The following is a 15143-nucleotide window of genomic DNA, read 5'->3' as shown; positions in this document are numbered from 1 at the left end:
ACGATTACGCAATAACCTGCATCAAAACGGTCATCCGGACGACGCCGGACAAAACCGGCCGACACGGCGCGCGCCGGTACGAACAAGCACAACACGAAGCGGAGAACTTCAATCGTGACATATAAAGCGGCTCTGACGGTCGGACTCAGCCTCGTCGTATTCGATGCCCATGCGCAAAGCAGCGTCTCCCTCTACGGGATCGTCGATACGGGAATCGGCTATCTGAGCAGCCAGGCGCCGTCCACCGGCGCGACATCGGGCGGCCATTCGGTCGTCAAGCTGGTCGAGGGCGTATGGGGCGGCGAACGCTTCGGCCTCAGAGGCAGCGAGGATCTCGGCGGCGGCACCCGCGCGATCTTTCAGCTCGAAGAAGGCTTCAACGTCGACACCGGCGCGATGTCGAAGTCAGGGCTGATGTTCAACCGCGCTTCGTGGGTCGGCCTCGCCGACAAGACGTACGGCACGGTCACGCTCGGCCGCCAGTACACGCCGTATTACACGATGCTCGCGCCCTACAGCCCGACCAACTGGCTGACCGGCGCATTCGGCGCGCATCCGGGCGACCTCGACAATCTCGACACCGACTATCGCGTGAACAACGCCGTCGTCTATAAATCGCCGACCATCGCCGGCTTTACCGCAGGCGCGATGTACGCAATGGGCGGCGTGGCGGGCGCATTCAACGCCGGATCGTCATGGAGTGTCGCCGGGCAATATATCGCAGGACCGGCCGGTATCGCGGTGGGCTTCGAGCGCTTCAACAACGCGACCAGCGGCGGCGGCGCATGGAGCGCCAGTTCGACGGCCTACTCCGGCACGGGCGTTCAGGGCGAATCGAGCATCACCAACGGCTACCAGAACGCCTCCGCGCAACAGCGGCTCGCCGTCGCGGCAGGTTACCAGTTCAATCAGGCGTGGGACGTCTCGGCGACCTACTCCAACGTGCAATACATCGGCGGCTCGGCATCCGGTTTCTCGACCGCGATCTTCAATACCGGCGGCGCAGTGCTGCACTACCGCCCGGCCCTGAACTGGGATCTGGCGGCGGGCTATTCGTACACCCGGGCGACGCGCGCCAACGGCATCACCGATACTGCGAGCTATCACCAGATCAATCTGACCGAGCTCTACAACCTGTCGAAGCGCACCAAGCTGTATGTGCTCGAAGCGTATCAGCGCGCGAACGGCGACACGCTGGACAACGGCAAGATCGTCAGCGCGACGCCGAGTATCGGCGAACAGTCCGCCGCTTCGTCGCGCAACCAGTTCGGCATGACGGTGGGGATCAACCACCAGTTCTGAGCCGGTCACGCTATTTACCCGCATTAAAAATAATCAGGATCATAAAAATGACCCCGTCCCCCGAGCCCGATCAGGGCCACCGTGCGCCCGATCCAGGTCGCCGCCTCGTGCTCAGCGCCATTCTGGCGAGCTACGCGAGTTCGTTCATTCCCTGGTCGAGCGCAAACGCGCAGACCGGCGCCGCCGCACCCGCCGTCGCGCCCGACGCGTTCGTGCAGGTGTCGCGTCTGATCACCGGCCGCGCCACGCTCGACGCATCGCAAGCCAACCGCCTGTACGCGGCGCTCGTGACCGCCGTGCCGGGATTTTCAGAGCAATTGAGCGCGCTGGCTGCGTTTGTCGCCAGCAATGGCTCGACCGCGCAGCAGCTGCAGGCCTCGCTCGATGCCGCCAAAGCGCCGTTCGCGAAGCTGCCGGGTGTGATCGCGATTGCCTGGTATGTCGGCGTGGCCGGCTCGGGCGTCGCCGCGCATTGCGTGACCTATGAAACCAGTCTGATGAACGTGGTCGTCGCCGACCGTCTGAAGCCGCCCAGCTACGCGTACGGACCGTACGGCAGCTGGGGCCGCAATCCGCTGGTCGCCATGACATCGGCGACACCGGTTGCCGCGACAACCTCGGCCGCGCAAGCGCCTTCGACCACCTCAAGGACCCAGCATGTCTGACCAGCTATCTGCCGACATCGTCGTGATCGGCTCGGGGATCGTCGGCTCGCTCGCCGCGCATCGTCTCGTGTCGCAAGGCGCATCGGTACTCATTCTCGAAGCGGGCCCGCGCGTCGATCGCGGCCATATCGTGTCGAACTTCCGCAACTCGCCGCGCAAGAACGACTTCATGTCGCCCTACCCGCCTTCGGCGTGGGCGCCTCATCCGGTCTACCAGCCGGTCGATAACGACTATCTGGTCCAGGCCGGCCCGTATCCGTACAAGGCCGAGTACATCCGCATGGTCGGCGGCACGACGTGGCACTGGGCAGCACAAGCGTGGCGCGTACTGCCGAACGACCTGCGCCTGAAAACACTCTACGACGTGGGCCGCGACTGGCCGGTCGCTTACGAAGACCTCGAACCCTTCTACTACGAAGCCGAAGTCAAGATGGGCGTGTCCGGCGCACCCAACACGGGTTCGCCGCGCAACAAGCCGTTCCCGATGCAACCGGTGGCCGAGTCGTTTCTGGAGCAACGCTTTCGCGAGCGCCTCGCGCCGGGCGGCTATCAGGTCGTCACCAACACGACAGCGCGCAACAGCCGCAATTACGACGGCCGGCCCGCGTGCTGCGGCAACAATAACTGCATGCCGATCTGCCCGATCGACGCGCAATATCACGGCGGCCTCGCCGCCGACGCCGCCGAACAGGCCGGCGCGACGCTGATCGCCAACGCGGTCGTGTATCGGATCGAACACGACGAGCGCGGCCGGATTGTCGCCGTGCATTACTACGATCCGGACAAGGTCTCGCATCGCGTGACGGGCAAGACGTTTATCCTGGCAGCGAACGGTATCGAAAGTCCGAAGCTGTTGCTGCTGTCGGCGAGCGATAAGTACAAGAACGGCCTGGCCAACAGCAACGACATGGTCGGCCGTCATCTGATGGATCACCCGAGCAACAGCCTGACCTTCGACGCCGACGAAGAACTGTGGCCGGGTCGCGGCCCGATGAGCCCGAGTTCGATCAACACGTTGCGCGACGGTGCGTTCCGCTCGGAGCATGCCGCCTACCGGATCGACATCTCGAACTCGTCGCAGGTGTTCTCCGTCACCCAGGCGCTGATCGCGAAGGGCGTCTACGGCGCGGAACTGGAGCAGCAGATCCGCTATCACGCAGCCCGCCAGTGCAGCCTGAAAAACGTGCTGGAAATCCTGCCGGACCCGAATAACCGCGTGGTGCTGAGCAGCAAGAAGGATGCGTTCGGGATCGCGAAGCCCGAAGTGCATTACGCGATGAGCGATTACGTGCACAAGGGCATGGCCGCCGCGCGCGACGACTACACGCGGATCGCCAGCCTGATGGGCGGCACGAACCTGCGCTATAGCCCGGACGGCATTTACGGCAACAACCAGCACATCACCGGGACCATGAGCATGGGCCACGATCCGAAGGATTCGGTGGTCGATGCGTTCGGACGCACCCACGAACACGAGAACCTGTATATCGCGAGCACCGGCGTGATGCCGACTGCCGCGACGGTCAACTCGACGCTCACCGCCGTCGCGCTCGCACTTCGCTCGGCCGACCACATTCACGCGAACGCATGACGATGACTCCTTCCCTATTCATGACATTCAGGCGTCGGCTGGGCGCGGCGCTGGTGGGTTCCGTCGCGGCAACGCTCGTTGCATCGTTCGGCTTCGTGGCGACCGCGCATGCGGACGAAAACGACCTCATCAAACGCGGCGAGTATCTCGCCAAAGCGGGCGACTGCATCGCCTGTCACAGCGCGCCGCAAGGCAAGCCGTTCGCGGGCGGGCTGTCGCTGTCCACGCCGCTGGGTGCGATCGTATCGAGCAACATCACGCCGTCGAAGACCAACGGTATCGGCAACTACACGCTCGAACAGTTCGATGCGGCGCTGCGTCGAGGCGTTCGCGCGGACGGACAGCATCTCTACCCGGCGATGCCTTATACGTCGTATGCCCAGGTCGACGATGACGACGTGAAGGCACTCTATGCGTACTTCATGCACGGCGTGACGCCGGTCGACACGTCGCCGCCGCAAACGCAGTTGCCCTTCCCGTTCAACGTGCGTCTGTCGATGGCTGCATGGAACCTGCTGTTCCTCGATCGCAAGCCGTTCGCGCCAGACCCGTCGAAGAGCGTGGAGTGGAACCGTGGCGCGTATCTCGTCGAAGGCCTTGCGCATTGCAGCACCTGCCACACGCCGCGCAATCCGTTGATGGCCGAGGATACGTCGAAGAGTTTGGGCGGCAGCGTGGTCGGCACGTGGTACGCACCGAACATCTCGTCGGATCCGACCAGCGGCATCGGTGCATGGAGTGAAGCGGACATCGCGGGTTATCTGCGCACGGGTCATGTGATCGATCGCGCGCAGGCGGCCGGTCCGATGGCCGAAGCAGTCGATAACAGCTTCCAGCATCTGACCGACAGCGACCTTCACGCGATGGCCGTCTACCTGAAGTCGACGCCTGCTGTTCACAACAGCGCCGACCAGCGGCCGCCGTATGCATGGGGCAGTCCGAAGGCGAGCTTCGACGAAGTGCGCGGCGAGCCTTTGCCCGCCGATGCGAACCAGATGAGTGGTCCGCAGCTTTACGATTCGTACTGCGCAAGCTGCCATCAGGCGCATGGCGAAGGCGCGGGTCAAGGGATCGACGGGCCGGGTCTGCCATCGCTGTTCCATAACACGGCGCTCGGTCACGCGAACACCAATAACCTGGTGATGGTGATGCTCGAAGGCGTGCATCGGCAAGCGAGCGCGCCGGATGTGATGATGCCTGCGTTTGGACGTCTGCTGTCGGACGAGCAGGTTGCGACGCTCGGCAACTACGTGCTCAAGCAATACGGCAATCCGGATGCATCGGTGACGGTCGAGCAGGTGAAGAGCTTGCGCGCCGGTGGCGAAGCGTCGCCGCTTATCGCGATCACCCATATTGCGATGATCGTTGCCGCGTTGATCGTGCTCGGCATTGTGGTCCTGCTGATCGCGCGCCGTTCGCGTCGCCGGACGTCGGCGCTGCGTTGAGCCGGCAAGCGTGACAGTGCGCTGAAAATCGGTCCGTAACGAAAAAAAGCCCGGCTTATCGCCGGGCTTTTTTTTGCGTTTCACGCGTTTTCACGGGTGTGACAGGCGCTTCAACCACCGTAACCTGGTTCGTTGATCAGTCGACCGTCTTCGCCCATACCGCCTGAGCGTTGGTGAATTCACGCAGGCCGAAATGCGACAGCTCGCGTCCGTAACCGCTCTTCTTGACACCGCCGACAGGAATGCGCGGATTGGTCGCGGGGAATCCGTTGATAAAAACGCCGCCGGTTTCGAGGCGTCGCGCGATTCGCTGTGCACGGGCGACATCGCTGGTCCACAGGCTTCCGCCGAGACCATAGTCGCTCGTATTGGCCAGTTCGATTGCGTGTTCGGCGTTCTCCGCCACGGTGATGGCGGCGACCGGGCCGAACGTTTCCTCGTCGAATGCGGCCATGCCGGGCGCGACATTCGCGAGCACGGTCGGCTCGTAGAAGTTGCCCGCGCCTTCGACTTTCCTGCCACCCAGCAACAGCGTCGCGCCCGCCTCGATCGTGCGTTCGACCTGCCGGTGCAGTTCGTCACGCAGATCGTCGCGCGCCATCGGCCCGATCGTGCTGGCCGGATCGAGCGGACTGCCCGCCTTGACGAGACGCGCGGCGGCGACGAACTTGCGGGTGAACGCGTCGGCGATGGGCTGCTCCAGGATGAAGCGCTTCGCGGCCAGACAGACCTGCCCGGCATTCTGGAATCGCGCTTCGATTGCGGCTTTCACGGCGAGATCGATGTTCGCGTCGGCCAGCACGATGAATGCGTCGGCGCCACCGAGTTCCAGCAGACTCTTCTTGAGGGCCCTCCCCGCCGCCGACGCCACCGCCGATCCCGCCCGCATGCTGCCCGTCAGCGTGACGGCCGCGACGCGAGGGTCGTCGATGACCCGAGCCACGGTGTCGTTATCGGCGTTCAGGATCGCAAACAGCCCGACGGGGAATCCGGCTGCTTCGTACGCGCTTTGCAGCGCGTGCGCCGATCCCATCACGTTGGCTGCGTGCTTGAGGATAAATCCGTTGCCCGACAGCATGATCGGACCCGACGCGCGAATCACCTGCCACAGCGGGAAATTCCACGGCATGACCGCAAGGATGGAGCCGACCGGAAGATAGGACACGTGAACCTGGTCTTCGCCATCGACCGGCGCCGGTTCATCGGCGAGCAATGCCGGGCCGTGTTCGGCGATCCAGTCGATCGCGGCGGCGCACTTTTCGACTTCCGCCCGTGCCGCGCCGAGCGTCTTGCCCATTTCGGCGGTGATCAGCGCGGACAGCGCTTCGGCGCGGTCGCGCAACGTCGCGGACAGGCGGCGATAAGTGGCCACGCGGACAGCCATCGGCGTGGCGCGCCAGAGTCGATACGCTGCGGCGTTGTCGTCGAGCATGCGTTCGACCTCGTCGGAAGTCTGGAATGCATAGTGGGCGATGAACTCGCCGGTCGCAGGATTGCGGGAAGTCGCGCCGATGGCGAAAGGGGTAGCGAGGTTCGACATAATTGCCTCCGTGACGGTCAGAACAGTGGGAAAGTTGCTGCACTGGGAGTCACTGTAGGCAAATCAGATTGGGCCAGGAAGGCGTGTTGTGATCCTATGACTCGGGGTAACTGGCAGACACTCTGGGGATGTAAGTCACGAGCGACAGGTCCGGTCTGCCCACGGGCGTGAGCGCCACGTAGGTGAATTCGATATGGCCGCCGTCCGGATGACGGAGCCGTTTGTCGCCCTCGTCGAAGCCTTTGACCTCGGTGTCTTGCCACCATGCGCTGAATTCGGGACTCAGCGTCGTCAACTCGTCGATCAGGCTGTCGAATGGCGCCTTGTCCTGTGCCTGCGCCCGCGCGGCCCGGAAGTTCGAGATCATGCCGCGCGTCATCTGTTCCCAGTCCAGTATCAGCGTGCGATAGGGCTTGTAGAGGAACAGCAGACGAAGCGTGTTGCGCTCGTGCGGTTCCAGCGATCCATAGTCGACGAACAGATCGGCGACCGCGTCGTTCCACGCGAGGATGTCGAGCCGTGTATTGCGGACGTAGGCCGGTACGTTGATCGAACGCACGAGCAGTTCGAGTCCTTCGGTGACGCCGTTCCCGGTCGTGACCTGGGGAACCTCACGGGAAGACAGCGCGAACAGATGACTCGACTCCACGGCGTCGAGCTTGAGCACGCGCGAAATCCTGCGTAGCGCGTCGGCGGACGGCTGGATGTCGCGTCCCTGTTCAAGCCACGTGTACCAGCTGACGCTGACGCCCGCGAGCACGGCAATCTCCTCGCGCCGCAGGCCGGGCGTGCGGCGCGGCCCTTCCGGCAGACCGAATTCGGCAGGCTGCAGACGACCCCGGCGGCTTGAGAGGAAGGTCCCCAGCTCGCGTCGTTGTTCAGCAGAGGGTCTTCTCGACATAGTTTCTCGACGGGATAGTTAGCGGTTTTCAATGCGCTCACCGGGCACGGTCTCCGTTTCTCGCAGCGGGCCCGCGCCGGCAAATCCTGCTGCGCATCGTCCGGATTATATGGCGGAGCGGACGTTCGGGGCGTCTGCGGATGCGTGACCGGGAAGCCGTGATTTGCCCATGTGAATTAGTAGTAGACGACCGGTCTACTTTTCGTTAAAGTTCGTTCATGGCTACTGCAACCACCACCACCGAACCGATCGACGTCCGCGAAAACATCATCGCGGTCGGTCAGCGAATCTTCGCGGCTAAAGGTTTTTCCGCCGTGGGATTGAACGAGGTGTTGTCGGCGGCAGGCGTTCCGAAGGGCTCGTTCTATCACTACTTCGGTTCGAAAGACGGCTTCGGCGAAGCGATCCTCGACAGCTATTTCGAAGGCTACCTTGCCGACCTCGACGAAACGCTCGCCACGCCGGGACTCGATTCGGCGCAGCGGCTGATGAAGTACTGGGAAATCTGGCAGGAAACGCAGTCGTTTTTCGACTGTCAGGGCAAGTGCCTGGCAGTCAAACTGGGCGCAGAAGTCGCAGACATGTCGGAAGTGATGCGTGCTTCGCTCAATCGCGGTACGGCCGGCATTATCGAGCGGCTGGCCGGCGCTGTCGAAGCCGGTGTGGCCGATGGTTCGCTGGCAATCCAGGGCGACGCTCGCGACATGGCGGAAAGTCTTTATCAGCTTTGGCTCGGCGCTAGCCTGATGGTCAAGATCGTGCGAAACCGCCAGCCGTTCGAGGCCGCCATGACAACGACGCGACACCTGCTTCAGCTTGAGATTTGATGTGACAGCAGCGCGGTGACGGCACTTCTTTCGAAGTGCCATTTTTTAGGCTCAAATACTAGACGACCGGTCTACTATGAGCGGATGTCCGACCTACACTGAATGACCCTAACCAATCGACGGAGAAACACCATGAAAGTACTGATGGTTCTGACCTCGCACGACACCCTCGGCAACACGGGCCGCAAGACGGGCTTCTGGCTCGAAGAACTGGCCGCACCGTATTACGCGTTTCAGGATGCCGGTGCGGAAATCGTGCTGGCCTCGCCGAAGGGCGGTCAACCGCCGCTCGATCCGAAGAGCAACGAGCCCGCCAACCAGACCGATCTGACGCGTCGCTTCGAAGCCGATCCGCAAGCGACCGCGCAACTCGCTTCGACCGTGCGCCTCGACAGCGTCTCGCAGGCCGACTTCGATACGGTCTTCTATCCGGGCGGTCACGGTCCGCTATGGGACCTCGCCGAAGACCGCAACTCGATCGAATTGATTCAGGCGTTTCTCGCGGCGAGCAAACCCGTCGCGCTCGTCTGCCATGCACCGGGCGTGCTTCGCCATGTCGTGACGCCGGACGGCACGCCGCTGGTTCAAGGCAAGCAAGTCACCGGCTTTACCAACACCGAAGAAGAAGCCGTCGGACTGACGCAAATCGTGCCTTTCCTGGTTGAAGACGAACTGAAGGCCAAGGGCGGTATTTACTCGAAGACCGACGACTGGGCGCCGTACGTGATCACCGACGGTCTGCTCATCACGGGCCAGAATCCCGCTTCGTCGGGACCGGCTGCCGCCGCGCTGTTGAAGCACCCTGCCCTGACCGCGAACTCCTGATATTCCTGATCGCGGAAGTCGTGCCGGCGTCGCTTATCAGCGCGACCGCCGTTAGACGCATGCTGCCGGGTCGCCGTCGATATGCTTGCGCGTTCGACGGCGCCCGGCAACCCGCATGCGCAGGAGCGGTTACGTATCACCGCCCCCAGATTTCGCCTACATAGCGCAAAAAGTTCTGCCCCAGAATGCCGTCGATACGCCGTTCGGAGTGTCCGCGCCGCGCGAGACGGTTGGCCAGATCGATCAATTGGCGTGGGCCGGTCATATCGATCGCGAACGGCATGATGTCGGCTTCCTCGCCGGCCGCGGAGATGCCCGCCTTGCGGCGCGCGTCGATTTCCTGCGCGAAGTTGCGCCTGAACGCATCCATATCGTCGAGCGCGGTCAACGACGAATCCGTGCCGATGCCCACACAATCTTCGCCGCACACGTCGATCGCATGTTCGATATGCGCGACGATATCGTCGCCGGTCGCGTTTCGTCCAATCGCCAGAAACGGCATGAAATAAATGCCGACGAAGCCGCCGCGCTCGGCCACGCGTCGCAATTCGGCATCCGACTTGTTACGCGGCAGATCGGTCAACGCACGGCATCCGGTGTGCGTGATCGCGATCGGCGCAGTGGCGACGTCGAGCGCGTCGAGGCAGGTCTGTTCGGCGCTATGCGACAGATCCACGACCACCTTGCGCGCGTTCAGACGTTCGATCACGTCACGTCCGAAACGCGTCAAGCCGGTATCACCCGGCGTCAACGAACCGCCGCCCAACGCGTTCGGACCGTTATAGGTCAGCTGGAACACGCTGACGCCCGCCTCGGCGAACTGATCGACGCGGCTCACGTCGTCGCCGAGCATTTCCAGATTCTGAAAACCGAGCATCACGCCGATCTTGCTTTCGGCCTTCGCGCGACGGATATCGGCAGCGGACCGGACCAGCAGCAACGCGTCGGGATGCGCGGCGATTTCCGCGGTCCATTGCGCGACTTCGGCGACTGTCGTGCCATACGGATCGGTGCCGCCGAACACGTGGCCGACCGTGATGTGCGTCGTGGTAAGGCCGCCGAGACGCGCATCGGCGATGCCACGCAGCGAAATATCGGCGGGGAGATGGCCGCCGTCCGAGGTCGCGCCGTCCGCTTCCTGTTTCGGCGGTTGATTGGGGTCGCTCAGACCGCCCATCGCATTGATGACGATCTTGTCGTCCAGCGAAAATTCGGTGTCCACACGGGCTGTGTCAGCGTTCATGACCGGTTCCATAGAAAGTTAGGTTGCAAGGCAGAAGGGTTGGCCAGGCCGCGTCTCAACTCGCCGGGACAGCGGCCGTCGTCACGATGCCGAGATCGCCGTCGATGCCCAGTTGTGTGCCGAATTCAAGCGAGTCGGCACGCAGGCGTTCGAGAATGCGTCGCGCGTCGTCGCCGTGCGCGACCCGTGGCGAGCCCTGAATCCGTCCGCTGTCGTTGCGGTTCAGCCGTAACGGCGTGATGCGAATTTCGCTGACACAGCCGTTCACGAAGGTGCTGGTTGCAATCGCGCCGTCGTACCAGGCGTCGGGCAAGCTGAAGCACGCACGCATGAATTCGGGCTTGGTGAACTGCAACGGATCGATGTTCATCGCGCGCGCCGCATCGAGTGTCGGGCCACGGCCGCCGTCGAATTGCAGGTACAGGCTGCCCATCCCGTAAAAGACCGGCTTGCCGCGATAGATTTCGATGCCGCGCAGCAGATGGGGACCCGTCGTGACGAACAGATCGGCGCCGGCGTCGATCGCATCGTGCGCGAGCCGCGTGACGAAATCGGCGGGCCGCCGATCGACACCATCGCCCGACCGGTTTTCATGCGCATGCAGCGAAAACGCGACGAAATCCGACACCTGTTTCGCACCGCGCACCGAGCGCAAAATTTCCACGTGGTCGAACCCATCGATGTCGTGCGTCAGGGTTGGCTCGCCCGCATCGGTCGATGCCGCGCCCGGGTCCGCCAGCGCGAATACCTCGCTACCCAGGCGAATTCGCTCGTGCCTGCCCGAGGCCCGGCTTTCGATCGAGGTGCCGCAGCCCTGCGTCGCCGCGATGCGCCGGATGACGGTCATGTCGGCTTCGTTCAGGCGGGTGACGGGCGTCACCTTGACGACGCTGATGCCCGGGCGCGGCCCGATTTCCGTATCGGCGTTGCCCGCCTCCGACATCGGCGTAAACGTCGAAGCCGCAGCGATGACCGCCACACGTCCCTTGCGCATTTCGAGCATCGCGGGCGCGCGTGCTGCGGCTTTTCCTGGACCGCTACCGGCGTGCAGCACGCCGGCTGCATCGAGCACGCGACGCGTTTCGAGCAATCCTTCGGTGCCCCAGTCGGTCGCGTGATTGTTGGCCTTCGACACCACGTCGATGCCCAGCGCGCGTATTTCGGCCGCCATCGCCTCGTCGCTGACGGGATAGCCGCCGCCATGCTCGGCGGCGCGATACCCGCGAAACGTATCGATATCGAAAATCGACCCTTCCTGGTTCGCGAAAGCGACATCGGCCGCGTGCAACACGCGTGTGGCTTCGGCAAGCCCCGGATCGCCCAGCGGCGTTTCAGGTCTGACCGGCCCGATCAGATCGCCGGCCACCGCAAAGGTGAAGCCATCGGCCACGGTTGCAGGCAGCGGCACGGCGGGAATCTGCCGGCGCGGATCGCGCGGATCGAACACCGCTGGGTCATTGGAATGATTCGGCATGGTAGCGAACAGGTCGGTCAGGAAGCAGGCGCGGCTGCGCGGATAAACGCGCGCAGATCGTCGGCGGATTTGCGACGGTTGTCGCGGCCCAGATAGGTCATATGCCCGGACGTGTAGTAGTGGTAGCCCACTCGCGAAGGATCGATCCCGGCATGACGGAGCGTGTACTCGGCGCTGCCGAGCGGCGTCGCGAGATCGAAATAACCGATTCCGACGAACAGCCGCATCGCCGGATTGCGTCGCATCGCGGCGGCGAGATCGGGCGAGTAATCGGTCGGATTCTGTACACCCGGCCCGAGCCCGTAATCCCAGCGCGCGTTGATGCTGCGAAACACGATCGCCCGGTAATCGAGTGGCAGCGTCACGCCGAGTTCGTTGCGCAGATAGGTCTCGTTGCCCGCGATAAAGCCGGGCGCGTACTGGCCCATTGCAGGATCGTCCGCGACCGGATCGGGCGCGCCGACCGGACGCGCGAGCGTATAGCGGCTGTCGTAAATGCCGATCGACCGGCCCGCCTGCGCGAAGCGCGTCTGGTTCAACGTCGCGGCGGTCAGGCGCAGATCGCGCGCCAGCAGATCGGCGGCGGCGATGCCCGTCAACGCGGACAGCCGTTCGGCGATCTGCTCGCGCATCTGCGAGGTCAATGCGTTGCCCGCGTAGAGCGCGTGCAGATAGTCGTCCGCGGCGAACCGGCGCGCGGCCTCGACCCGCTGTTCGAGCGTATCGGTCCGTTGCGCGGCGGGCGTGTGATACCAGGCCGCGGCAGCGAGCGATGGCAGCACCTCGAGCGAGGTCTGATCCGCCGGTTGCGTCGTCATGTTCAGGCATTGTCCAAACAGGATGACGCCGTTGAGCGGCATCGCATCGAAGCGATCGCCGACCGTCGGTCCACCGGCCAGCAGGCGCGCGGTGACGGCTGCGCGCACCGACCCGTAGCTCTCGCCGAGCAGATAGCGCGGCGAGTTCACGCGACCATGACGACGCGTCCAGTCACGGATGAAATCCGCGAGCGCCTGCGCATCCTGTTCGACGCCGTAGAAGGCGTCGGGTTTGCCGTCGGGCAGCATCCGGCTGAAACCCGTGCCGACCGGATCGTAGATCACCAGATCCGCGACATCGAGAATGCTGTCCGGGTTGTCGACGATCCGGAACGGCGGCGTGGTCGGCGGGTTCACGCCGTCGCCGGTCGCGCCGTCCAGATCGACGCGACGCGGCCCGACCAGCCCGAGATGCAGCCATAACGACGCCGAGCCCGGCCCGCCGTTGAAGACGAACACCACCGGCCGGTCCGGCTGGGTGCCCGGTCCGGTACGCACGTAGGTCGTCGACACGAGGCTGGCGGTTTGCCTGCCTTGCGCATCGACCAGAAAGCTTTGTTCGGTCACCGCGTCATAGCTGATCGCATGTCCGCCGATCTCGACGCGCCCGTGGGTGACGTGCCGGTACGGCGCCTGCTGCGCCGCGCGTTGGGTCGCGGCGTGTTCCTGCTCTTGCGAGTGTGCGATCGACATGCCCGGTCCTACCAGAGAAGCGCACAGCACCAGCGGCAACCATGCGCGGGGACGCGCATGTCGCGCCGCCTGACCTGACGACTGACTGAACGGCTTCATCACGATGCGCTTCATGCGCTCTCCCCGCCGGTCACCGCCGACATCCTGACGGCATCACCCGCCTTAAACCATTCGAAACCTTCGACCGTCTCGCCACGCGGCACGAACGTGATTACCTGCTGCTGACCGTTGCGTTCGATACACAAGGTGATCGGCGCCGGCTGAAGTTCGCGATCGCGATTCGAATAGTCGTGCGATACGATCGCATCGCCGTTACGCACACCCGCGTTGCTGGCCGCGCTATCCGGCAGCAACCCTTCGACACGCGCCACGCCGAACGACTTCTCCGAAAATCCGAGCACGTATTGCTGCATCGGCAACGCGCGTCGCTCGAACCCGTCACCGAGAATCTCCGGCGGCGGCACGAGCCGCGCGCCCGTCAGCAGATCGTCGATCGCCCGCAAGCCCGGCTCGCCCAACGACGTGTCGATCAGTTCCCGCCAGAAAGCGAGATCGCTGGCGTGACCAGCGCGATGGTTGTCGTTCATCCGGTTGACGAGCGTTTCGAGCGTGAGCGCGCCGTCCGACGCACGGCGCAAACGCCAGTCGAGTTCGAGGAAATACAGCAAGCCGCGCTGATACGGCAGTTTGCGCACCTGGCTGTCCGACCAGAACTGCGCGTCGATATCGGCGTTCGCGAGACTGATCTTCGGGTTCATGTAATAACCGCGCGTGCTCTCCGCCAATTCCTGCAAGAATTCATCGGCGGTGACGAGGCCAGCGCGCAACGGCACCATCAGCTTGTAGAACTCCGCGAGTCCTTCGGCGTACCACGCGCATTCGTTCACCTCGCTTTTCATCGAGCCGGCCAGCGGATGCGCCAGCTCGTGCGCCAGCAGGAACTTCACCGACGACTCGCTTTGCGGCGCCCGTCCGTAGCCGATCATGAAGCTGTCGGGCATCGCCGCGCCACCGCATACCGGCAACGAGCCGAGCCGTCCCATCACGCGAAACGGTTGCGTGCCCGCGCGCGGCAAGATCGCGGCGAGCCTCGTATAGACATCCGCGAGCCAGTCCATGACCGACGCGGCGTCGAAGTGCGGCGTGCCGAGCCAGTGCGCTTCGAGCCCGTCGTTGCCGCCCGACTGCGAGCCCGCATGCGCAAGCTCGCCCGCCATGTAGAAGCAGTATTTGACGCGATCGGGAGGCCCGTCGAAGCCGATCGCGCCGTCGCCGAGACTCGACACCGATGTCGCGCCCGCCGGCAACGCGGAAAGGTCCCATTCGAGCCGCGCGCGCCACGGTGCATCGTCGGGCGGCAGAATCAGAAACGTCGCGCCCACGCCGCTGATCCCGCCGTCCTGCCAGATCAGATCGAACGGCGGCCCCGAGCGACGCGGTGCATCCGCGGACGTGGCGCGCGCCGTATAGCGCAACCGCACCTCGCCGTCGGTCGCGCGATCGAACGCATAGCGGCGCGAGTGGCCGAAGCCGGTGGGATCGGTGGCGTCGTCGATGGCGCTGACGACGAGCGGGCCGCGCGCGTCGTCGGCACTCAGCGCATCGGCGGCGATATCGCAGCCCGGCACGCTGGCGATGCGGATCGGCAACGCCAGCGCCGGTTCGCCCGCACGCGTCGTGAGCGACGAGAAGCGGATCGTGACGTCGATCCGGTCCGGCGAGCGCCCATCGCCGACCGGCTTCAGCACGATGTTCAACGTCGCGAGCCCGGTCGATCCATGCTGTTCTGCTTGACTGTCGATAGTCATGAATTTATCCC

12 protein-coding genes are annotated in these 15143 nt (G+C 64.1%); 6 read left to right on the top strand and 6 right to left on the bottom strand.

The window, feature by feature from the left end:
• Positions 1 to 111: 111 nt before the first annotated feature.
• The 4 genes from PW947_RS15670 to PW947_RS15655 are packed head-to-tail and all read left to right on the top strand — an operon-like array spanning position 112 to position 5003.
• Complete coding sequence (locus PW947_RS15670; protein WP_299633329.1) at positions 112 to 1302, top strand: porin; 1191 nt, start codon at positions 112 to 114, stop codon at positions 1300 to 1302.
• 47 nt (positions 1303 to 1349) lie between these two features.
• Positions 1350 to 1967, top strand: a complete 618-nt coding sequence (locus PW947_RS15665) for a sugar dehydrogenase complex small subunit (protein ID WP_299633243.1) — start codon at positions 1350 to 1352, stop codon at positions 1965 to 1967.
• Positions 1960 to 3558 carry a GMC family oxidoreductase gene (locus PW947_RS15660; RefSeq protein WP_299633242.1) on the top strand — a complete coding sequence of 533 codons (1599 nt, stop codon included), beginning with the start codon at positions 1960 to 1962 and terminating at the stop codon, positions 3556 to 3558. Before PW947_RS15665 ends, PW947_RS15660 begins: the two co-directional genes overlap by 8 nt.
• Before the next feature lie 2 nt (positions 3559 to 3560).
• Complete coding sequence (locus tag PW947_RS15655) at positions 3561 to 5003, top strand: cytochrome c (protein ID WP_299633241.1); 1443 nt, start codon at positions 3561 to 3563, stop codon at positions 5001 to 5003.
• Positions 5004 to 5139: 136 nt separating this feature from the next.
• Here PW947_RS15655 and PW947_RS15650 read toward each other — a convergent pair whose 3' ends face one another.
• Together PW947_RS15650 and PW947_RS15645 are read right to left on the bottom strand one after the other, a co-directional pair.
• A complete protein-coding gene (locus PW947_RS15650) occupies positions 5140 to 6543 on the bottom strand; it encodes an NAD-dependent succinate-semialdehyde dehydrogenase (protein WP_299633240.1) in 1404 nt (467 codons plus the stop codon).
• 94 nt (positions 6544 to 6637) lie between these two features.
• Positions 6638 to 7444 (bottom strand): helix-turn-helix transcriptional regulator, encoded by an 807-nt coding sequence (locus PW947_RS15645; RefSeq protein WP_299633239.1) that lies wholly within the window; start codon positions 7442 to 7444, stop codon positions 6638 to 6640.
• Between the two features lie 218 nt (positions 7445 to 7662).
• Between PW947_RS15645 and PW947_RS15640 the strand changes: the two genes are divergently transcribed.
• Complete coding sequence (locus tag PW947_RS15640; protein ID WP_299633238.1) at positions 7663 to 8271, top strand: TetR/AcrR family transcriptional regulator; 609 nt, start codon at positions 7663 to 7665, stop codon at positions 8269 to 8271.
• A 132-nt stretch (positions 8272 to 8403) separates the two neighbouring features.
• Entirely contained in the window at positions 8404 to 9096 is a 693-nt protein-coding gene (locus tag PW947_RS15635) for a type 1 glutamine amidotransferase domain-containing protein (protein WP_299633237.1), read from the top strand.
• Positions 9097 to 9232: 136 nt separating this feature from the next.
• Here the strand turns inward: PW947_RS15635 and PW947_RS15630 are convergent, their stop codons facing one another.
• From PW947_RS15630 to PW947_RS15615, 4 genes are read right to left on the bottom strand one after another with little or no spacing between them, the layout of a single operon-like run.
• Positions 9233 to 10339: a membrane dipeptidase gene (locus PW947_RS15630; RefSeq protein ID WP_299633236.1), complete on the bottom strand. Its 1107-nt coding sequence runs from the start codon at positions 10337 to 10339 to the stop codon at positions 9233 to 9235.
• Positions 10340 to 10394: 55 nt separating this feature from the next.
• On the bottom strand, positions 10395 to 11813 hold the full coding sequence (locus PW947_RS15625; protein WP_299633235.1) for a CapA family protein: 1419 nt from the start codon (positions 11811 to 11813) through the stop codon (positions 10395 to 10397).
• Between the two features lie 17 nt (positions 11814 to 11830).
• Positions 11831 to 13438, bottom strand: coding sequence for a hypothetical protein (locus PW947_RS15620; protein WP_299633234.1), 1608 nt, complete (start codon positions 13436 to 13438; stop codon positions 11831 to 11833).
• Complete coding sequence (locus PW947_RS15615) at positions 13435 to 15132, bottom strand: hypothetical protein (RefSeq protein ID WP_299633233.1); 1698 nt, start codon at positions 15130 to 15132, stop codon at positions 13435 to 13437. The genes PW947_RS15620 and PW947_RS15615 overlap by 4 nt, the downstream gene beginning before the upstream one ends.
• Positions 15133 to 15143 lie beyond the last annotated feature (11 nt).

It is taken from the genome of Paraburkholderia sp. (genome assembly GCF_028283785.1).
In the GTDB taxonomy this organism is placed as follows: Bacteria; Pseudomonadota; Gammaproteobacteria; order Burkholderiales; family Burkholderiaceae; genus Paraburkholderia.
Note: the sequence above shows the minus strand (reverse complement) of the source record. Positions and strands in the feature narration are given on the sequence as shown.

Bases quoted from the DNA above. Each gene is read 5' to 3' on its own strand.
- PW947_RS15645 (WP_299633239.1), bottom strand. From the start codon at position 7,444: ATGTCGAGAAGACCCTCTGCTGAACAACGACGCGAGCTGGGGACCTTC.
- PW947_RS15620 (WP_299633234.1), bottom strand. From the start codon at position 13,438: ATGAAGCGCATCGTGATGAAGCCGTTCAGTCAGTCGTCAGGTCAGGCG.
- PW947_RS15665 (WP_299633243.1), top strand. From the start codon at position 1,350: ATGACCCCGTCCCCCGAGCCCGATCAGGGCCACCGTGCGCCCGATCCA.
- PW947_RS15615 (WP_299633233.1), bottom strand. From the start codon at position 15,132: ATGACTATCGACAGTCAAGCAGAACAGCATGGATCGACCGGGCTCGCG.
- PW947_RS15630 (WP_299633236.1), bottom strand. From the start codon at position 10,339: ATGAACGCTGACACAGCCCGTGTGGACACCGAATTTTCGCTGGACGAC.
- PW947_RS15625 (WP_299633235.1), bottom strand. From the start codon at position 11,813: ATGCCGAATCATTCCAATGACCCAGCGGTGTTCGATCCGCGCGATCCG.
- PW947_RS15650 (WP_299633240.1), bottom strand. From the start codon at position 6,543: ATGTCGAACCTCGCTACCCCTTTCGCCATCGGCGCGACTTCCCGCAAT.
- PW947_RS15660 (WP_299633242.1), top strand. From the start codon at position 1,960: ATGTCTGACCAGCTATCTGCCGACATCGTCGTGATCGGCTCGGGGATC.
- PW947_RS15640 (WP_299633238.1), top strand. From the start codon at position 7,663: ATGGCTACTGCAACCACCACCACCGAACCGATCGACGTCCGCGAAAAC.
- PW947_RS15655 (WP_299633241.1), top strand. From the start codon at position 3,561: ATGACTCCTTCCCTATTCATGACATTCAGGCGTCGGCTGGGCGCGGCG.
- PW947_RS15635 (WP_299633237.1), top strand. From the start codon at position 8,404: ATGAAAGTACTGATGGTTCTGACCTCGCACGACACCCTCGGCAACACG.